Below are 18,703 nucleotides of genomic sequence, written 5' to 3'. Positions count from 1 at the left end.
GGGAGTAGGCTAGGGTGCCATGAGAGAGCGAAATACCACCAACGCCGCCCAGGAGGCGGCACAGGCGGAACGCCGAGCAGCACAAACCATGGATTTGCGTGGGCAGAAGGTGACGCTGTGGATCGCTGTGGCGGCCTATATTGTCTACCTCATCGTTCCTTATGCCGGCTCCGCCCACGGGTGGCAGGCCTTAAGCTTTGGCACCACCGAGGACGGGGTGAAGATCTCGTTGATGGAGACCGTCTCCGCGTGGCTCGCGCTACTTGGCGTGGGCGTGCTGACGACGGCAACCCTGCTGACCCGCCGCGCCACGCTCGGGCTGATTGCGTGGATGATGGTGACGGTTTCTTTCTTCGTTAACCTGTGGGGCTTTTGGTACCGCGGCTCTACTGCGGATGCCCCGGCCATTGGCATGTGGGTGGGCATGCTGGCGACCTTCTTGGCCTTCTTAGGCTTTAGCCTCGTCGCCCTGCGCCGCAGCCCAGAGCAGCGCGCGGCAGAAGAAAAGGTTCGCGCCTCGGCGGGCCAGCTGGATGAGGTAGGCAAATTCCAGTCCGATATTGCGTCCCCGCAGCCGCAGGAGATGCTTGTCGATGACCGCCGGAAAAAGGCCGCCGAGCGCCACCGCCACCAACACGAAGGCTAAAGGTGGAGCTCCCAGGCAGAAGACTGGGAGATTTCCCGCGCCCCGAGCCGCGCATACAGCGCGTTCATGGCGGCGTCGCCGGCTGCGACGGAACAATAGCAGCGGCGCACCTGTGGCCACGCTTGGTTGACCTCGTGCAGGGCGGTGAGTTTTGCCAATTGCGCCAGTCCTTGCCGGCGGTGGTCGCGGTCGGTGACGGTGAGGGCCCATTCGCAGACCTCCGGATCTGCGGCCTCGTGCCGCGCCAGCTCCGTGAGCGCTACGACGTCCCCAGCATCATCGACGAGTGCTACGAGCAGCGTATGCCCGCGCCGCGAGCGCAGGCGTTGGTGAGCCTCCTCCAACCGCTGCCGGGACCACACGATGGGCTCGGTGGATAAAGTGCCGGTATCGGCATCCGCGGAGGCAACCGTTAAAAGGCGCATGACATCGTCGATATGTTCTTCCGGAATGGCATAGTCCTGCCAGACCGCGGCCGAAAGCCCGGGCGGAAAGAGAGCGGCAGCTGGGTGCTCGGGAATATCGATGGCTAATTGCCGCTCGCTATGGCGCTGCGTAAAGCCCAGGGATTGGTAGACCTCCGCCATTGCGTCATATTCCGGCGCTGTCTCCGGCGGGTGCAGCAAGCCCACGTGCGCGACGCTGCGGCCAAGCTGCTGGGTGATTTTTAAGGCGGTATCTCCCATCCAGGTAGCCACCTTTTGCCCCTCGGCATCAAGGGGTTCACCTGGCAGCGGCAGATCGCACAGGACGCACTCGATTTCCGCGGCATTGCGCTCTTCTAAAAGTGGCAGGCTGATGTGGATAAATCCCACGTAGTCCAGCTCGGGGCTCGGTGCGGTGGCGGGGATCTGGGGCAGACCGAGCTCGGAGACGGGCCCGAGCGTCGCCGGGCCATCGACCACCGCGAAAAGGTAGGTCTGCGATTCGCCCGAACCCTGCAGGCGGTGCACCACGCGGCTAGGTGAGGTCGAGGCCGCCGCATCGCCGCTTGCTTCCTGCGCCGCCAGGTTTGCCCAGAAAACAAAGGATCGGATGCAATCCGCCGGTTCAGCCTCGGCTACCTGGGTCGGGCGCGCAATCTGAACGAGGTGCACTATTTATCGTTGACGGCATTGGCAGCGGCATCGGCAAATTCCTGCCATTGCTCCGCCTGCGCGCGCAGCTCCGCGGCCTTCTTCTCCTTGCCCTTAGCCTCCGCGGCCGCGGACTGGGCCTTGAAGTCTTCCACCTTGGCCTGGAATTGGGCCACGCGAGCCTGCGCTTCAGGGTCGGTGCGCCGCCATTCGGATTCTTCTGCTTGGGTGACGCGCTTTTCTAGCTGCTCAATCTTGGATTCGTACTCGCGCACCTGGTTGCGGGGCACGAAGCCGATTTCCTCCCACTTTTCCTGCAGCTCGCGCAGCTTAGCCTTGGCCTTGTCCATGCTTTGCGACGGATCGATCAGGCTATCGTATTCCGCAAGCAGCGCATCCTTCGCCTTGGCGTTTTCGGCGAACTCGCGGTCCCGCTCGTCGTTGACCGCATTGCGGGCATCAAAGAAGCGGTCCTGTGCGGCGCGGAACTTCGCCCACAGCTGGTCATCGACCTCGCGCGGGGCGCGGCCGGCAGCCTTCCACTCCGCCATCAGATCGCGGTAAGCGCGTGCGGTGGGGCCCCAATCGGTGGAGTCCTGGATGGCTTCAGCGCGCTCGACGAGCTCTTCCTTCTTCTTTCGCGCCGCCGCGCGGGCGCGGTCGAGATCCGCAAAGTGCGACCCGCGGCGCCTATTAAAGGAATCGCGGGCGCGCGAATAGCGCTTCCACAGGCCGTCATCGGTCTTCTTATCGATGCCCTTAATCTGCTTCCACTCTTCCAAAATGGCGCGGATGCGGTCGCCGGCGGCCTTCCATTCCGTGGAATTTTCGGCGATCTCTTCGGCCTCGGCGGCGAGCTTTTCCTTCGCCGCAATCGCGTCCTGACGGCGCTTTTCCCGCTCCGCCTGTGCCTGTTCACCGGCCACGACCGAGTGATCAATAACCGCCGCGAGGCGGCGATCCAGCGCCGCGATATCGCCAATGACCGCAGCGGTAGGCAGGGTCTCGCGGAGTTCGGCGGCGGTCTGCTTGATTCCTGTGGCCTCGCTGGGATTGGCGCGCAGGCGAGCCTCCAGGAGCTCGATCTCGGTGGCTAGGTCATCATACCGGGCGCCGAAGTGCTCGAGGCCCTCCTGCGCAGAGCCTGCCTGCCATTCTCCAATCTTGCGCTCGCCCTCGGGGGCGGACACGAAGACGGACCCATCGGCATCGACGCGCCCCCACTTGGCCGGATCGTTTTTGCTCGGTGATTGCACGGGCACGGGCTTGGCTGTGGGGCGGGGGCCCTTCTTGGGCATGGAACCTGGGGTAGGGGTGGGAGACATGGAAAGCCCTCCTAGACATATATCGCCGCGCGTCACGGCTGCCGGATGAAATCACTGGTTACATTACCGCGAAAAATCGCCGTGTGCCTAGAATCTATTTAATTACCTCCTCTTGGGTAGATAGTATAGAGGAATAATGTTCAATCTCATGGTTATGCCCGCCTCGCCGGCGCTGGCAGTCGAGCTAGCCCCCAACGACGCCGCCTCGCGGGCACTGCTCGCGGCGGCGCGCACGCTCGCGGTCGAAGCCGCTGCCGCCGGCATTAGCGAGGCAGAAATTATTGGATCCCGCTCCCTACGGTGGCATACCCGCCATACCGGAAGCCTGCGCGCCTGGGGAGCCGACCAAGTGCACGTGGGCGCCGGAAACTACCTGCCAGAGATCATGGCCCACTACGTCTTATCCACGGTCCCACAGATAACGGTTCGCGATAGCCGCGATTACCTGGGTACACCAGCCCCAAAGGTCCTTACCATCGTGGTCGCAGACGGCAGCGCGGGCCTTACCGAGAGGGCACCGCTGGCCCTTATCCCCGGCGCGCAGGAGGCGCACCGGTGGTGCGAGGAGGTGTTGATGGGGGCATCGGCAAGCAGCGATGCCGAGTGGCTTAAGCAACGCGGCGTGGAAGAGCCGGAGCTCTGGTTGGAGCTTTCCGGTTGCGCACCTAAGCGCGCGCAGGTGCGGGCGACAGATGCCACCCTCGGGGTCGGACGCTACGTAGCTGGCTGGGAGGTAACATGCGCCCCATCGCAGTAGTTGGCCCCACCGCCTCAGGCAAATCCGCCCTCGGGCTGGCCCTAGCCCATGAACTGGATGGGGAAGTGGTCAATGTCGATTCCATGCAGCTATACCGCGGCATGGATATCGGCACCGCGAAGCTTTCCCCCGCAGAGCGCGAAGGAATTCCGCACCACCAGCTCGATGTCTGGGACGTGACGGAGACCGCTTCCGTGGCGCGCTATCAGCAGGCGGCCTTGCGCGATATCGAGGACATCATGTCCCGCGGTAAGACGCCCATCCTCGTCGGTGGATCCATGCTCTATGCCCAGGCGTTGGTGGATGATTGGCAATTCCCGCCCACCGATCCGCAGGTGCGGGCCAAATACGAGGCCCGCCGCGCCGATATCGGAACCGACGCCCTCCACGCCGAGTTGGCGCGCGTCGACCCAGCCGCAGCCGCAATCATTGAGGACAAAGACCCCCGCCGCACCGTCAGAGCACTCGAGGTCATCGAGCTGACCGGCAAGCCCTTCAAGGCCAGCCAGCCGCCGAAAAATGGCCCGCCCCGGTGGGGAACCAAGCTGCTGGGGCTGCGCACCGATAGCGAGTGGTTAAACCCGCGCATCGAAAAGCGCACGCGCCTCATGTTTGAGCAAGGCCTCGTCGAGGAAGTCGAGCGCCTGCAGGACAAGGGGCTTGTGGCCGATTCCACCGCCGGCCGCGCCATTGGCTATGCACAGGTGCTACAAGCCCAGCGCGGCGAGCTGACGTGGGAGGATGCGGTAGAGCGCACTATTACTGGCACCCGCCGGTACGTGCGCCGCCAGCGTTCCTGGTTCAACCGCGATAAGCGCATTACCTGGCTCGATGCCGCGGGCGATACTACCGCCGAGGCTTTGTATGTGCTGCGGCGCTAGGGTAGAGGGTATGAAATTTGCCAAAGGCCATGGAACTGAAAATGACTTCGTCATCGTAGAAGACTTCGACGCCAAAACGCCGCTCTCACCGGATCGCGTGGCGGCGCTGTGTGACCGCCGGGCAGGAATCGGCGGCGATGGCCTGCTGCGGGTGGTTCGCGCCGGCGCCCTCGTGGACGCGGGCGAGCTGGCGGCCTTGCCGGACGGGGTGGATGCTGCCGATTGGTTCATGGATTACCGCAACGCCGATGGCTCCGTGGCGGAAATGTGCGGCAACGGCACCCGCGTCTTTGCCCATTGGTTGCGCTCGCACGACTTGGTTGGCGAGGACGCATTCACCATCGGCACCCGGGCGGGCGCCAAGCAGGTAACGGTGCATTCCTGCGATGCCACTGCCGCTAGCGTCACTGTGGAGATGGGGCCCGCGCGCGTGACCGGGGTGTCCACGGCCTCCGTAGGCGGTGAGTCCTACGCCGGCCTCGGGGTGGATATGGGCAACCCGCACCTTGCGGCCGTCATTCCAGGCCTGGAACCGGAAGCTTTGGCTACCAAGGAACTCACGGCGCCGGTCTACGATGAGTCCTTCTTCCCGGGTGGCGTGAACTTTGAGCTGGTTACCCCGCTGCGGGAGGGACACGTGCATATGCGCGTCTTCGAGCGCGGGGTTGGGGAGACGCAGTCTTGTGGCACGGGCACGGTTGCGGCAGCTACCGCCGCGCTTGCCGATGCCGCCCAAGCCCTCGGCACCGTCCATGTCCACGTTCCTGGCGGCGAGGTCACCGTCGAGGTTTATGACAACGGCACGCGGTTGACGGGCCCGTCCGCCATCGTGGCTACGGGCGAAACGAGCTTGTAGAGGCGTTAGTTTCCGTCGTCGATCTGTCGCGTGCGGTAATCCGGGCCGAGCTGGAAGGCCGCGCGGCGGGCCGCCAGCCAGGATTCTTTCAGCTCGCGGGCACGTTCATCGGTGACGCGGAGGAGGGCTTCTAAGTCCTGCGTGCGCATGCCGTGGGCGTGGATTCTGACATTGAGGCGGCGGAGGAAGCGGCGCGCCCCGGCTAATTCGTAGTGGAACGCATCGATGGCGGGGTGGGAGCAGTCGAGGTCGAGCAGTGCCGGCCGATACAGCGTGCGATCCGCCAGTGGCTCCGCCTCTGTAGAGGTTTCGAATTCCTCGAATTCGGCGATGACGTCCTGGATATCGTCCGCCGAGAGGGAAATAGAACTGCGCAAGGCCCTTCGTTCCGCGGTATCGGGGCGCGTGCGCAGCATAAACCACCCTGCGCCCACCAGCATGGCGGCGATGATGAGGCCGGGCAGTTTTAACGTGGCAACAATCGCGATCGCGCAAAGGACCAAGAGGATAAAGACAAGTGTCCTCCGGTTTTGCGGATCGTTATGGAATGCCATGGCCTAAAAATTTAGTGCCCACCGCAGCCGCAACCGCCGGATCCGCATCCGCCATCACCGCAGCCGCCGGACGGCATGTCAATAGCGGCGGTGAGCAGGGCCGTACCGGAAATCACGGTATCCTTGGCCGGCAATTCGCCACGGTCCGCTGGCAGGCAGAGATCGAAGGGGAATAGCCCGTCCATGACGAGGTGCGCGAACTTTTCGCCGGTGAGTTCATTGGTGCGCCATTCGGCTTCCATCACCCGGGCGGCAAAGGTGGCCGCAGGAGTGGGGGCCTGTGCGCCCGAGCCCGAAGCGATGACGCGGGCGCCTTCGGATTCAAAAAGGGCGGGGTACTCGCCGGTTTCGGCTTCGAATGCGGCCGGGGACTCGTAGGTGGTGATATCAAGACCCATGGCGGTCAGCGATACCTGCTGCCATTCCTGCCGCGGTTCTTCTGCCAACAACGGTCCCTGCGCGAGGTTCGCCGTGACCTGCGCCAGCGGCGTGCCGAACGGATCGATGATATCCATGATCGCCAGCACGTCATTAAACATCTCCACGTGGGCAAAACCCTGCGTAACCGCATCGAAACCGATAAAGGTGGCGTAGGGCTCAACCGCCAAGATATTAAGTTGGGCACCCGAAGGATCGCCGTATTGGATGAGCTGGCCGCCGCGCACCTCACCGGTTACAGCAAGGCGGTCCGTGGCGATGGCTGCCTCGACCGCGTCCTGCCAGCGTTCGAAATCCAGGCCGATGGCCTGCATTTCGGTATTCTTTTTCTGGGTAGTAGTCGTTGGCTTAGCCTGCGTCGTTTCCATAGGCACCATTGTATCGCTTTGTCCAGTAAGCCCGGAAACCGCAATTCCCGTTTTGCCGCCTAACGTGCCAAAATAGATTGCAATATGAACAAATTTTCCCCGCAGAATTCTGATAGCTCCGCGAGCAAGGACGAACTTCTCGCCCAGGCCTTCCGCGACCACGCGGATACCCCACAGGAAACCACGCCGACCAGCGGCGATCTAGATTTGGCCGAGCGCAACGCCTTCCGCCGCGTTACCCGCGAAACCTCCATCCGCGCCGAGGACACCACCGATGGCTACGAGGTGGAATACCGAAAACTGCGCCTCGAGCGCGTCATCCTCGTGGGTGTGTGGACCGAAGGCACCGTAGCGGAGGTCGAGGCCACGATGGACGAGCTGGCCGCCCTAACCGAGACCGCCGGCGCCGACGTCGTCGAAATGATCTACCAAAAGCGCGATAAACCCGACCCGGGCACCTTCATCGGTTCGGGCAAGGTCAAAGAGCTCCACGATATTGTCGAGGCGACCGGGGCCGATACCGTCGTGTGCGATGGTGAGCTGAATCCCGGCCAGCTCACGGCGCTCGAGCGCGCGCTAAATACCAAGGTCATCGACCGCACCATGCTCATCTTGGACATCTTTGCCCAGCACGCAAAGTCCAAGGAGGGCAAGGCGCAGGTCTCGCTAGCACAGCTGGAATACCTCTATACCCACACCCGCGGTTGGGGCGGCAACCTTTCGCGCCAGGCCGGCGGCCGCGCCGGTTCCAATGGCGGCGTCGGCCTGCGCGGGCCCGGTGAAACCAAGATCGAGACCGACCGCCGGCGCATCCGCACCGAAATGGCGCGCCTGCGCAAGGAACTGCGCGGGATGAAAACCGCCCGCGAGGTCAAGCGCTCCAGGCGCCAGTCCTCCACGATCGCCCAGATCGCCATCGCCGGCTACACCAACGCCGGCAAATCCTCGCTCATTAACGCCATGACGAACGCGGGCGTGCTTGTGGAAGACGCACTTTTTGCCACCCTGGATCCCACCACGCGGCGCGCCTCGCTTGCCGATGGCCGCCAGGTCGTCTTCACCGATACCGTCGGCTTCGTCCGCCACCTGCCCACCCAGCTGGTGGAGGCCTTCAAATCCACCCTGGAAGAAGTGCTCGCCGCCGATATCATGCTGCATGTCGTGGACGGATCGGACCCGTTCCCGCTCAAGCAAATCGAGGCGGTCAATAAGGTCATCTACGATATCGTCAGCGAGACTGGTGAGCAGGCCCCGCCGGAAATCATCGTGATCAATAAGATCGACCAGGCCGACCCGCTCGTGCTCGCGGAGCTGCGCCACGTCCTGGATCATGAGGACGTCGTCTATGTTTCGGCGCGCACGGGGGAGGGCATCGACGAGCTGAGCGCGCGCGTGGAGCTCTTTCTCAACTCCCGCGATAGCCACGTTAAGCTGCAGGTTCCCTTCACCCGGGGCGATGTCGTCTCCCGCGTGCACGCCGAGGGCACCGTGCGCAGCGAGGAATATACCGAAAATGGCACGCTTGTCGATGTCCGCCTGCCCGCCACCACCGCCCGCGAGCTCGCCGAATTCATCGTGGATGACGATTCTTAAAATTCGTGTTCCATAGCCCATAATGGTGGTTCGTGAGCATACTAGGTTGGACTGTCCATGGCGACGGTAAGAAGATTGCACCAGGCGCCGTGGTCGCGCCCGAGGAACGACTAAGTTGGGGCCGAACCATTGGCATCGGCATGCAGCATGTGGTGGCGATGTTTGGTGCCACGCTGCTGGTGCCCACCCTGACCGGATTTCCGGTCAATACCACGCTGCTATTTTCCGGCATCGGCACCATCCTATTCCTGCTGATTACGCGCAATCGCCTGCCGTCCTACCTTGGGTCGTCGTTTGCTTTCATCGCCCCGCTGACCGCCTCGCAGCAATACGGGATTGCGGCGCAGGCCGGATCCATTTTGGTGACCGGTTTGGTGCTGGTGGCGGTCGGAATCGTGGTCAAGGCTGCCGGCAAGCGGGTACTCGATGCGGTGATGCCGCCGGCGGTTACCGGCGCCATCGTCGCGCTCATCGGGCTCAACTTGGCGCCGAATGCGGCCGAAAACTTCGCCAGCCAGCCCTTGGTAGCAGGCATTACGCTGCTGGTTATCCTCCTGGCCACCGTGGCCGGGCGCGGCATGGTCTCGCGCCTGTCCATCCTTATCGGCGTGGTCGTCGGTTGGGTTTTCGCCGCCCTGACCGGCAACTTGGGCGAGGGCGCCAAGGATGCCATAGATGCAGCCCCGTGGGTAGGCCTGCCCGAATTCCACGTCCCAGAGTTCCATCTTTCGGCCATCGCCGTGGCCCTGCCGGTGCTCGTGGTGCTGATTGCGGAAAACGTCGGGCACGTCAAGGCCGTCTCCGAGATGACCAATCGCGACTTAGACGATCTTGCCGGCGATGCGCTGATTGCCGATGGCCTCGCCTCCTCCCTCGCCGGCGGCTTCGGCGGCTCCGGTACTACCACCTATGCCGAAAATATCGGCGTTATGGCCGCCACGCGCGTCTATTCCACCGCCGCGTATTGGGTCGCCGCCTTCACCGCCATCCTGCTGGCCTTCGTCCCGAAGTTCGGTGCGCTGATTTTCTCCATCCCCACCGGCGTGCTCGGCGGGGCCACCCTCGTGCTTTACGGTCTTATCGGCATGTTGGGCGTGCGCATTTGGATGGATAATGAGGTCAACTTCAACAACCCGGTGAACCTGACGGCGGCCGCGGTGGCCTTGATCGCGGGCATCGGCAACCTGACCCTGACCGTGGGCGGGGTGAGCCTGGAGGGCATCGCCTGGGGCTCTGTCGGCATCATCATTGCCTATCCGATCATGCGGCGGCTGTACGAAACCGTGGGCGAAGGCCACGACGCGAAATACTAAAATCTGTGGATAACTTTGTTGACCCCGCCGCGAAATAGCGCCGTGGCGGTAAGGTTCGCAGCGTAATCCACAGGCCTTCGTGCGTGCGGTCGCCGTTGCGCCGGATTGTGCGTTGTACTAGGCGGCATGAACGCACTCGACCGTTATTTAACCGCGCTGGGCCAAGGTATGGATATCATCGCCGCCGCCCGGGGCTTAAGCGAGCGCGACTTGGTGCAGCGCGGCGCCAGCGACATCGCCGCGCGCGAGGTGGTGCATCTTTGCGATGTCTATTTTGGCCGCTGTGCCTTGGTCAAGTCCGGTGGAGTGGTGTATCTGTCCTTTCTGAATCGGTGGATCGGGGGACAGTGTCAGGGGCGGTGTTGGGGTCCGTCTCGGGGTTGATGTTGGTTCATTAGGAGGCTGCCTTGATGGTGTCTGCGTCGTTGGCGTGGATGGTATTGGTAGCTCGTCGGGTGTGTTCCAAGCTTGCTAGTGACATATAACGTTTCTGCTGAATCCAATCGTCATGCTGTTCAGCTAGTACGGCGCCGACGAGGCGGATGACTGCTGCGCGGTTGGGAAATATTCCTACAACGTCGGTACGCCGCCTGATTTCACGGTTCAAACGCTCGGGCCCGACCCCCGGAAAGTGGACACATCGAGGGCTAGCTATGCTGCTTTGGTCAGTATAGCCGAAGTCTCGGCTTCAAAGACATCAGGAGCTACGAGATTGCACCAGGAGTGCCGCCGGCGCGTGTTATAGCGCATGCACCACCGGAAGACTTCCTGGCGGCAGCTGATTGGACTTTCAAAGAGTTTCCTATCACGCAGCACTTCCCGCTTTAAGGTGGCGTTAAAGGATTCTGCCAGGGCATTATCGGCACTCGTTCCAACCGCGCCCATGGACTGGCGCACACCTAACGACGAGCAGTAGTTCCTAAAGGCTTGTGAGGTGTACACGCTGCCGTGATCGGAATGGAAAATAGTCCCGTCAAGACTGCCACGCACACCATGTGCGTGGGCTAGAGCATCGATAACTAGTGAGACCCGCATGTGGTCTGCGAGTGCATAACCTGCAAGTTTGCGTGAATACGTGTCAATGACTGTGGCAAGGTACATGTTTTTGCCTCCCCTACACGGCAGGTAAGTAATGTCACCGACATACACACGATTTGGCTCGTCAGCTGTGAACTTGCGGCCTACTAGATCTGGCATGACACGGTGACCAGGCTTACGCCTGGTAGTAATGCATCGACGCCGTTTAGTAAAGCCTTTTAGCCCCATGGATTTCATGATGCGTGCAACTTTCTTGTGATTGATCGGGGTATACGTCGTGTCCTCCTTAAGGCTTGCAGCGATGCGTTTAGCCCCATAAAGACCATGCTCATCATCAAAGATGGCTGTGATCCTTGCACCAATAACGGCATCAGAATACATCTTTAACCTGCGTTTTTCGCGGGTTTTGACCCATTTGTAGAACGAGGAGCGATTGAGCTTTAACACGTGGCACATCCGCTTGACCGAGTACTCGGTTCGGTGGTCATCGACAAACTGGAAGCGGATCACCAGTGAGTCTCTTCGGCAAAATATTTCGCGGCCTTACGCAGAATATCGCGTTCTTCGCGCAGCTTAGAGACTTCTTTTTCCAGCTGACGGATTCGCGCAGAATCATTCGCCGCTTGGGCTTGATCGTGCACGGCCTTCGTGCGGGCACGTTTGCCAGTGCCGTACTTTTTGACCCAAGAATGTAGCGAGGCACGGTTGATACCGAGCTCAGCTGATGCTGAGTTCAGCGAGAGATCCTCGTTGTTCTCATAGAGGGCTACGGCATCGCGTTTGAACTGTTCGGAGTACCTGGACATGGTGGTAGATTACCTTTCTTCCCAGCTCGACTGGGCTGGATATCAGGTGTCCACCGAATGGGGGTCAGGTCCCTCTGTTGGATTATTGGACCATACCTTCGTCCATACAGCTTTGGGCGTGGCTGTAAACGCGAGTATCTCATCTAATGATTCTTCCAGGTAGTCGGCTGCGTCGGGAAAACGCTCGGTGCAGAAATCTACGACCTGGCGGGCTTGGTCCCAGGTAGCTTGCGCGTCGGTTTGCTGGAAGATGGAGTGAAACATTCCCGATAGTGTTGTCCACTGGCGTTTTGACACTTTTGAGGACAGGTTCTTAGCAAAATGTGTCCGGCAGCGTTGCCAGCTGGCTGTAGGTAGTACTTGACCAACAGCAGCTTGGATTCCTAGGTGCGCATCGCTGGTGACGAGATAGACTTCGCCAAGACCACGGGCTTTGAGGTCTTGGAAGAATCCGGTCCATGATTCCACGGATTCTGATGTTGCGACCTGCATGCCTAGTAGTTCACGGTAGCCGTCTTTGTTAACGCCGGTAGCGATAAGCACACTGGTTTTAACGACACGCCCGCCTTCGCGGACTTTCATTGTCAATGCGTCACAGGACAGGTAGTAATACGGCCCTGAATCCAGTGGGCGGGTTCTAAAGTCAGCGACCATCTCGTCGAGTTCTTTGGCCATGTCAGACACTTGTGATTTCGACAGATTGTTAATGCCCAGCGTGGCCACCAAATCATTCATGCGTCTAGTGGAGACCCCTTTGAGATAACACGTGGCTATCACGGTAGTCAGGGCTCTTTCGGTGCGGGTGCGCCTTTCTAAGAGCCAGTCGGGAAAGAATGCGCCGTGACGTAGCTTCGGGATAGCAACGTCAATGCTTCCTACCCTGGTGTCTAAGGGACGGTGGCGGTAGCCATTGCGGGTATTAGTCCGTTGTGGAGATACCGTGGCGTAATCAGCGCCGCAGACAGTGTCAGCCTGGGCCGAAAGTATCTGGTTAATGAAGTCTGTCAGCATCTGGCGCATCAAGTCTGGGGAGGCTTGGGTGAGCAATTCTTCCAGATACGCAGTGGGATCGATATGATGGGGGTTAGCGGCCATCGCGGTTACATTCCTTTCGAGGATAAGTAGAAGTTGATTCGAAAGGTACCCGTGATGGTCGCCTTATTGTGCACCGGCACGAGGCTTACCACGGGTTACAGATACACCACACTAGTGGACTCAACCTGTGCCTTTAGCGCCAAGCAACGCACGGCGCGCTCGACGACGCACCCGCTCGACGTGCTCAGCCTCATCGAAAAGTTCGCGCTGCGCGCTCGCACCCAACGCGATGCTTGGGCCGTACGCTCCGAGTTATGTGAGTTCCGCGGAAGCGCCACTGCCTTGCGTAAGCGGGCGCGCGACCTCTTGCGGGAGCTACAGCCGCCCCGCACTCCCAAGAAAGGCGTGCGGATCACCGGCCGGCCGCGCGGACCGTGGTCGTTGACCATCACCGGGGAATCCGCCGACGTCGCCGATATGCACTCTGCCCTCGATAACGAGCGCCCATTGGAATCGGTCAAGTCCATCTTCTTCGGCGGGAAGTCCGGAGCGCGCACTACCGCTACCACCCAGGTGATCATCACCTTGGACGAGCTCGACCGCATCGTCGATGGCGATGGCGAGGAAATAACCTTGCAGCTCACCAATGGCTCGCGAATCAGGGGCGCTGACTTCGTCACCCGGGTCCTAAGCTCCCACGGGTACATCACGCTGGTACACCCTGTAGAGGCCAAGGGCCAAGGTTGTTGATGGTGATCCGGTAGAGGTCTCGGGGGTCTTGCGCACGGCCCGGGCAGCCCAGGCTTCCATGATCTGCTGGACGGTGCGCTTGCGGGCTGGGGTCGATCCACTCCTCGCGGTGAAGCGCGCGCACTTGCTCCTGGAGCCAGGCTTTGGCCTGCTTCTCGGTGTCGAAGGTCTTGGAGTGCTCCCGGTCGATGTTGTTCCGGTAGCGGGCTACCCAGCGGGTGCGGCCTTTGGTGTAGGTGCTGTCGGCCTTCTTGCGGGGTTTGGTGACGCGGCGTTGGATAGCCGTGCTATGCTCCTTGGAGGTGTTTGATCCTCGTGGTGGGGGACAGGCCCGTTGTTTCCCCGGTGGTGCGCAGGCCATCGGGGATTTTCTCATTGGGATCCAAGCATAGCACGGAGGGCCACGGGTGATGTTCCCGTGTCCCACTGTGCTGGGTTTATTCTTTTGGTATGGGAGCGAAGGTTCCGTCTAGCACTATTTTTGCTGGACTCATTTTCGCTTCAACTGCTATGGATACGGCTTCGTCAAGATGTACAGCCATGAGAGAGATTGGATGGTTGTCATCCCTAGCGCATCTCTCAAAGTAGTCTATCCACTCTGAATCGATTAGTGCTATCGGAATGGAACTGACTACGTTCTTGGCGTGACCTCGGACTATATTGACCCTTAACCCATCGTCATCTTCCATAAGATGGAGCCGCTTGTGGTTAGCAAAGTATGCCACGAGTTGCTCCTTGATGGAGTTGGCCTGGGGTGACATCAGTTGCACCCGTCATCCGTCGGAAAAGTGGTGAGCACTTCATGCTTGTCGGTCAGGATCGTCCTTGTTCGCTTTGTCTTGACGACTTCTCCAGAGTCCTTGTTGACGAGATAGATCTCTGAGCTGACACACCATTTGCCACCATCTTGCGGGGCAGTTTGATCGGGATTAGTGATGTTCTTGGTGAGCGCCATGTCTGCGATGTCGCGCCAGTTACATCCCTCGATGTCGGCGAGTGTTTGCCACTGCGGGCCGTGGCGGTTGACAATGTGGCGGAATCCGACGTTCTCAGTTCCGCATTTCAGGGTGATGTCGCCAGCGCCAAGCTGGTTTTCTGGCGGCCCGTAGGGGCCACCGTGCCATGTGCGGATCACCTTGCCAATGTCTTTTGCTCCGTCTTGTGGGCAAGCGCCCCAAACCGCAGGATCTGGCATGTCAACAGCCTGCGCGGGGATCGTAGTGAGTGGGCCGAATACCGCTGCGCTAAGGCTGACCGCAAGTAGTCTTTTGATTCTAATGTCCCCTCCTTAACTAGTGTGACTGGGATATCAATCATGGTAGGGTAGCGCCGCAGGTTTCACAACCGAGAAGAAGAGATTCCCCTCACGTCAGATATGTACGAAAGCGCCCCTGGCTTGCATGAGGTCAGGGGCAGGTAAGGAGTTTTGCAGGGGGCTACAGGGCGGCGTCGAACTTCGCTGCGCACTGTTTCGTCCATCCGGTGGTGCCGTCGGTGAATACCGTGGTGCCACGCTGGTAAAGGGTGTGGTCGGTGAGGCAGTGGGAGGTGGTCTGCCCGGTGTCCTGTACGGGCGGGGCAGGCGGTGCCGTGGCGTCATCGACCGGCTGGGCGGGTTGCGCGGGTAGCTTTGAGGTGTTGTCATCACCTTGAGCAGGGGCCGGAGCCCCCGGAAGATCCAGTACCCAAGCCTTCGTCGCACCTCGGGGTGAGATGGTGAGATTTTCCGCGTTCGCAGGTACCGCGTAGACGTTCTGCGTGCGCTGTTTTCACCCACGCGGGTGAGGCTATCCCCTGTGGGGGACAAAGATTCGCAATCGAATGCGATGCCCAGCGGCTCCGAATATCCGTCCTTCGTGAGCACTTTCGCGTCGCCGGTGGTGAAGGAGAAGTTATCCGACCAGGAGTACTCATTGACGGCGATCTCCGCGTCAAAGGTGAGATAGGTCTGCTCCTCGGTGGGGCGTCTACGTAGCTGGCGACTCGGGGACACTGGTCATGTAGAGCCACGTTGCTGATAGTGACGTCAATGTCGCAGGTCCGATCACCATCGCAGGTGATGGTGAAAGGCTCTCCTTCATTGATGGTGTCCAGTGTGGGGTCCGAGGACGCAGCCACCTCGGTGGAAGGAGCGGCTTCCGCAGTCGTGGTGATGTCCTCCTTGGCCTCATTAGCGCTGCTGCACGCGGACAGGAGCAGGGCAGCGGGGATCAAGACGCCCAGGGGCCGGATAGTGGTGCACTGCATGATGGGTTCCTTTCTAGGTGGGGCTACTCGCAGGCCACGCCGTCGCCGTCTTTGTCGAGATCGCGGCTGTTACCGGAGCTGTCTGTGTAGAGCGGAGCAGCACCGGCAGCACGCACGGCTGCGCAGTTCTTGTAGTAGGTGGATGCTGCAGGGGCGGGGCGACAGGAGCTTCATAGGCGGGAGCAGGATCCGCCACAGGGGCCGGAGCGTTAGCCTCCTCCACGTCCCCCGCAGCTGTGTCGTTGCTCTCCTCGACAGCGGTTTCCACCGGCTCCTCAACCTGCTCTGGCTCCTCCTCCTGGGTGACCACCTCGGTCAGGGTGACCTCTGCGGTCACAGCCCCCTCTGAGGTCACCTCCACAACGCAGGTCTGCATCGCCGTAGGAGTCTCCACCACAGGCTCCTTCTCGGGTACGTCGCTCTCTGTCGCCGGGACAATCGCAGACCCCACAACCAGCCCCACGATGGACCCGATGGCAATGACAGGCCACCGCCGGTTGACCTTCTCAGCGGCGGGCGGCTTACCAAGCAGGTACGATCCGCTTCGGACAAGAACGTGTAATTCTCAACCCCCTTCGCGGCTTCCGCAGAGCGTCCCTGTCGTGCTTCTCACAGTACATCCACCAGCCGCCAGGCAAGATGATCGCGACCCCCATGATGACCGCACCGATGAAGGTTCCAACACCGCCCTTCCCGATGCTGAGGAGACCTCCGAGCACCAACAGCACCCCGAGGATGATGGAGGCCCAGGCCAGGACGGTTTTCCAGGTTGGCGGTTTATGCTGCTCAGCCATAATTCAACTCCCAGTATCTCGTGTCACAGGGGGTACGAAAGTATCCTAAGCCGCCCAGCTCGCAAGGCAGAACACAACGCGGGTAGCGGGGGGGACACCCCCAGGATCCCGCAAAAATCCCGCAAGCCACGCCGGAACCCCTGGAATGGCCGGAATAACCTGAATGCTCGGACGGTTCTGACCTGCGGAACTGTGAAACCACTGGTAGTGGAATCGGGTTGCAACGTTTGCAGAGAATATCGGCGTTATGGCCGCCACGCGCGTCTATTCCACCGCCGCGTATTGGGTCGCCGCCTTCACCGCCATCCTGCTGGCCTTCGTCCCGAAGTTCGGTGCGCTGATTTTCTCCATCCCCACCGGCGTGCTCGGCGGGGCCACCCTCGTGCTTTACGGTCTTATCGGCATGTTGGGCGTGCGCATTTGGATGGATAATGAGGTCAACTTCAACAACCCGGTGAACCTGACGGCGGCCGCGGTGGCCTTGATCGCGGGCATCGGCAACCTGACCCTGACCGTGGGCGGGGTGAGCCTGGAGGGCATCGCCTGGGGCTCTGTCGGCATCATCATTGCCTATCCGATCATGCGGCGGCTGTACGAAACCGTGGGCGAAGGCCACGACGCGAAATACTAAAATCTGTGGATAACTTTGTTGACCCCGCCGCGAAATAGCGCCGTGGCGGTAAGGTTCGCAGCGTAATCCACAGGCCTTCGTGCGTGCGGTCGCCGTTGCGCCGGATTGTGCGTTGTACTAGGCGGCATGAACGCACTCGACCGTTATTTAACCGCGCTGGGCCAAGGTATGGATATCATCGCCGCCGCCCGGGGCTTAAGCGAGCGCGACTTGGTGCAGCGCGGCGCCAGCGACATCGCCGCGCGCGAGGTGGTGCATCTTTGCGATGTCTATTTTGGCCGCTGTGCCTTTAGCGCCAAGCAACGCACGGCGCGCTCGACGACGCACCCGCTCGACGTGCTCAGCCTCATCGAAAAGTTCGCGCTGCGCGCTCGCACCCAACGCGATGCTTGGGCCGTACGCTCCGAGTTATGTGAGTTCCGCGGAAGCGCCACTGCCTTGCGTAAGCGGGCGCGCGACCTCTTGCGGGAGCTACAGCCGCCCCGCACTCCCAAGAAAGGCGTGCGGATCACCGGCCGGCCGCGCGGACCGTGGTCGTTGACCATTACCGGGGAATCCGCCGACGTCGCCGATATGCACGCCGCCCTTGATAACCAGAGCCCACTGGAGTCGGTTAAATCCATCTTCTTCGGCGGAAAATCTGGGGCGCGCACCACCGCGAGCACGCAGGTGGTCATCACTTTGGACGAGCTCGACCGCATCGTCGATGGCGATGGCGAGGAAATAACCCTGCAGCTCACCAACGGCTCGCGAATCAGCGGCGCAGACCTCGTGAGCCGAGTCTTAAGCGATCACGGGTACATCACGCTAGTACATCCCGTTGAAGGGCCGGTTAATTTGTACCGTACTTCCCGGTTCGCCAACGCGAAGCAGCGATTGATGGCTGCCGCCGTAAACCCAGTGTGCCCCTGGGAAAAGTGCAATTATCCTGCGGATGAGTGCCAAATCCACCACCTAGAAAGCTGGCGGCACGGTGGCAATACCAATGCCGCAAATCTCGCCACGTGTTGCCCGTACCATAACGGCGTCAACGATGATGACCCGAAGGCACCGCCGCGGCGCGGGCGATTGACCCGAATACAAGGAAAGGTTCGCTGGCTTCCTCCGTGGGCCACGACCCCTAGCAGCCGGAACTGAATCGACAGGCCGCCGACCGCTGGCTGGAATCAAGCGCTGCACTAACTCGACAACGAGCCGGCCTACAGAGCAACGGGAAACTGGTTGTGGATCGCAAAAGCTCCCCGCCATCACGGCGAGGAGCGTACTAGTCGTGCTTAAGCGCTAGTAAGAAGCAGCAGCCTTTAGGAAGCGTCGAGATCCTGCTCGATGAGGCCGGCGATCTTCTCAACGGCTTCTTCGTTATCAGAGGTAACGGTGACTTCGTCGCCCTGCTCGGCACCGAGGGCCATGATCATCAGGGAAGAAGCGGCGTCGGTTTCGTTATCGTCATCTTCACCAACGAGGTTCAGGAAGATATCCTCGTCGAATTCGCCGGCAGCGTCAGCAATGATGGAGGCAGGACGTGCGTGCAGTCCTACGGAGGAGCCGACCTTTACAGTCTTGGAAGCCATGGAAATTATCCTTTCTGTGGTTAA

General features: G+C 60.9%; 20 protein-coding genes and 3 pseudogenes. 11 read left to right on the top strand and 12 right to left on the bottom strand.

The window, feature by feature from the left end:
• The first annotated feature begins 19 nt into the window (after positions 1–19).
• Entirely contained in the window at positions 20–646 is a 627-nt protein-coding gene (locus ACLI1T_RS07055) for a hypothetical protein (RefSeq protein WP_411702280.1), read from the top strand.
• Here the strand turns inward: ACLI1T_RS07055 and ACLI1T_RS07050 are convergent.
• Both ACLI1T_RS07050 and ACLI1T_RS07045 read right to left on the bottom strand, forming a co-directional pair.
• Positions 643–1,743 (bottom strand): GNAT family N-acetyltransferase, encoded by a 1,101-nt coding sequence (locus ACLI1T_RS07050; protein WP_411702279.1) that lies wholly within the window; start codon positions 1,741–1,743, stop codon positions 643–645. The two genes, ACLI1T_RS07055 and ACLI1T_RS07050, sit on opposite strands and share 4 nt — an antisense overlap.
• Complete coding sequence (locus ACLI1T_RS07045; RefSeq protein ID WP_411702278.1) at positions 1,743–3,047, bottom strand: DUF349 domain-containing protein; 1,305 nt, start codon at positions 3,045–3,047, stop codon at positions 1,743–1,745. The genes ACLI1T_RS07050 and ACLI1T_RS07045 overlap by 1 nt, the downstream gene beginning before the upstream one ends.
• A 136-nt stretch (positions 3,048–3,183) precedes the next feature.
• On the opposite strand from ACLI1T_RS07045, the gene ACLI1T_RS07040 reads away from it, so the two are divergent.
• The 3 genes from ACLI1T_RS07040 to dapF are packed head-to-tail and all read left to right on the top strand — an operon-like array spanning position 3,184 to position 5,541.
• The gene (locus ACLI1T_RS07040) at positions 3,184–3,804 is read left to right on the top strand and encodes a hypothetical protein (RefSeq protein WP_349852774.1); all 621 of its coding nucleotides are present in this window, start codon (positions 3,184–3,186) and stop codon (positions 3,802–3,804) included.
• Positions 3,786–4,685 (top strand): tRNA (adenosine(37)-N6)-dimethylallyltransferase MiaA, encoded by a 900-nt coding sequence (miaA, locus tag ACLI1T_RS07035; protein WP_349852775.1) that lies wholly within the window; start codon positions 3,786–3,788, stop codon positions 4,683–4,685. Before ACLI1T_RS07040 ends, miaA begins: the two co-directional genes overlap by 19 nt.
• Positions 4,686–4,695: 10 nt before the next feature.
• Positions 4,696–5,541, top strand: coding sequence for a diaminopimelate epimerase (dapF, locus tag ACLI1T_RS07030; RefSeq protein WP_349863900.1), 846 nt, complete (start codon positions 4,696–4,698; stop codon positions 5,539–5,541).
• A 5-nt stretch (positions 5,542–5,546) separates the two neighbouring features.
• Here dapF and ACLI1T_RS07025 read toward each other — a convergent pair whose 3' ends face one another.
• Together ACLI1T_RS07025 and ACLI1T_RS07020 are read right to left on the bottom strand one after the other, a co-directional pair.
• Positions 5,547–6,095, bottom strand: a complete 549-nt coding sequence (locus ACLI1T_RS07025; protein WP_349852777.1) for a hypothetical protein — start codon at positions 6,093–6,095, stop codon at positions 5,547–5,549.
• An 11-nt stretch (positions 6,096–6,106) separates the two neighbouring features.
• A complete protein-coding gene (locus tag ACLI1T_RS07020; protein WP_349852778.1) occupies positions 6,107–6,910 on the bottom strand; it encodes a hypothetical protein in 804 nt (267 codons plus the stop codon).
• 75 nt (positions 6,911–6,985) lie between these two features.
• Between ACLI1T_RS07020 and hflX the strand changes: the two genes are divergently transcribed.
• The 3 genes from hflX (at position 6,986) to ACLI1T_RS07005 (ending at position 10,191) form a co-directional block, all read left to right on the top strand.
• Positions 6,986–8,494: a GTPase HflX gene (gene hflX / locus ACLI1T_RS07015; protein ID WP_023022772.1), complete on the top strand. Its 1,509-nt coding sequence runs from the start codon at positions 6,986–6,988 to the stop codon at positions 8,492–8,494.
• A gap of 32 nt (positions 8,495–8,526) precedes the next feature.
• Complete coding sequence (locus tag ACLI1T_RS07010) at positions 8,527–9,807, top strand: uracil-xanthine permease family protein (protein ID WP_349852779.1); 1,281 nt, start codon at positions 8,527–8,529, stop codon at positions 9,805–9,807.
• A 126-nt stretch (positions 9,808–9,933) separates the two neighbouring features.
• On the top strand, positions 9,934–10,191 hold the full coding sequence (locus ACLI1T_RS07005) for a hypothetical protein (RefSeq protein WP_349852780.1): 258 nt from the start codon (positions 9,934–9,936) through the stop codon (positions 10,189–10,191).
• A gap of 10 nt (positions 10,192–10,201) precedes the next feature.
• Here the strand turns inward: ACLI1T_RS07005 and ACLI1T_RS07000 are convergent.
• From ACLI1T_RS07000 to ACLI1T_RS06990, 3 genes and pseudogenes are all read right to left on the bottom strand, one after another.
• Positions 10,202–10,420, bottom strand: a pseudogene (locus ACLI1T_RS07000) (transposase); the annotation flags it as partial.
• A gap of 38 nt (positions 10,421–10,458) precedes the next feature.
• Positions 10,459–11,651 (bottom strand): IS3 family transposase gene (locus ACLI1T_RS06995; protein WP_411702277.1). Its coding sequence is split into 2 segments (ribosomal slippage): positions 10,459–11,372 and positions 11,372–11,651, totalling 1,194 coding nucleotides; the frame shifts between segments, so codons are not numbered across the junction.
• A gap of 72 nt (positions 11,652–11,723) precedes the next feature.
• A pseudogene (locus tag ACLI1T_RS06990) lies at positions 11,724–12,746 on the bottom strand (IS256 family transposase); the annotation flags it as partial.
• 114 nt (positions 12,747–12,860) lie between these two features.
• Between ACLI1T_RS06990 and ACLI1T_RS06985 the strand changes: the two are divergent.
• Together ACLI1T_RS06985 and ACLI1T_RS06980 are read left to right on the top strand one after the other, a co-directional pair.
• The gene (locus ACLI1T_RS06985; RefSeq protein WP_411702276.1) at positions 12,861–13,436 is read left to right on the top strand and encodes a hypothetical protein; all 576 of its coding nucleotides are present in this window, start codon (positions 12,861–12,863) and stop codon (positions 13,434–13,436) included.
• 28 nt (positions 13,437–13,464) lie between these two features.
• Positions 13,465–13,746 (top strand): hypothetical protein, encoded by a 282-nt coding sequence (locus tag ACLI1T_RS06980; protein ID WP_023022733.1) that lies wholly within the window; start codon positions 13,465–13,467, stop codon positions 13,744–13,746.
• A gap of 127 nt (positions 13,747–13,873) precedes the next feature.
• Here ACLI1T_RS06980 and ACLI1T_RS06975 read toward each other — a convergent pair whose 3' ends face one another.
• From ACLI1T_RS06975 to ACLI1T_RS06960, 4 genes are all read right to left on the bottom strand, one after another.
• Positions 13,874–14,161, bottom strand: coding sequence for a hypothetical protein (locus ACLI1T_RS06975; protein WP_411702275.1), 288 nt, complete (start codon positions 14,159–14,161; stop codon positions 13,874–13,876).
• Positions 14,162–14,196: 35 nt separating this feature from the next.
• Positions 14,197–14,631 carry a hypothetical protein gene (locus ACLI1T_RS06970; RefSeq protein WP_411702274.1) on the bottom strand — a complete coding sequence of 145 codons (435 nt, stop codon included), beginning with the start codon at positions 14,629–14,631 and terminating at the stop codon, positions 14,197–14,199.
• Between the two features lie 1,075 nt (positions 14,632–15,706).
• Positions 15,707–15,799 (bottom strand): excalibur calcium-binding domain-containing protein, encoded by a 93-nt coding sequence (locus ACLI1T_RS06965; protein WP_156904617.1) that lies wholly within the window; start codon positions 15,797–15,799, stop codon positions 15,707–15,709.
• 405 nt (positions 15,800–16,204) lie between these two features.
• Positions 16,205–16,477, bottom strand: coding sequence for a hypothetical protein (locus tag ACLI1T_RS06960; protein ID WP_023022726.1), 273 nt, complete (start codon positions 16,475–16,477; stop codon positions 16,205–16,207).
• 223 nt (positions 16,478–16,700) lie between these two features.
• On the opposite strand from ACLI1T_RS06960, the pseudogene ACLI1T_RS06955 reads away from it, so the two are divergent.
• Together ACLI1T_RS06955 and ACLI1T_RS06950 are read left to right on the top strand one after the other, a co-directional pair.
• Positions 16,701–17,108: pseudogene (locus ACLI1T_RS06955) on the top strand (solute carrier family 23 protein); the annotation flags it as partial.
• A gap of 126 nt (positions 17,109–17,234) precedes the next feature.
• Positions 17,235–18,245, top strand: coding sequence for an HNH endonuclease signature motif containing protein (locus ACLI1T_RS06950; RefSeq protein WP_411702273.1), 1,011 nt, complete (start codon positions 17,235–17,237; stop codon positions 18,243–18,245).
• A 164-nt stretch (positions 18,246–18,409) separates the two neighbouring features.
• Here the strand turns inward: ACLI1T_RS06950 and ACLI1T_RS06945 are convergent, their stop codons facing one another.
• Complete coding sequence (locus ACLI1T_RS06945) at positions 18,410–18,679, bottom strand: HPr family phosphocarrier protein (protein ID WP_023022720.1); 270 nt, start codon at positions 18,677–18,679, stop codon at positions 18,410–18,412.
• Positions 18,680–18,703 lie beyond the last annotated feature (24 nt).

This window comes from Corynebacterium tuingiense (assembly GCF_046718165.1).
Classification (GTDB): Bacteria; Actinomycetota; Actinomycetes; order Mycobacteriales; family Mycobacteriaceae; genus Corynebacterium.
The sequence above is the reverse complement of the archived record's forward strand: the minus strand, read 5'-3'. Positions and strand labels throughout refer to the sequence as shown.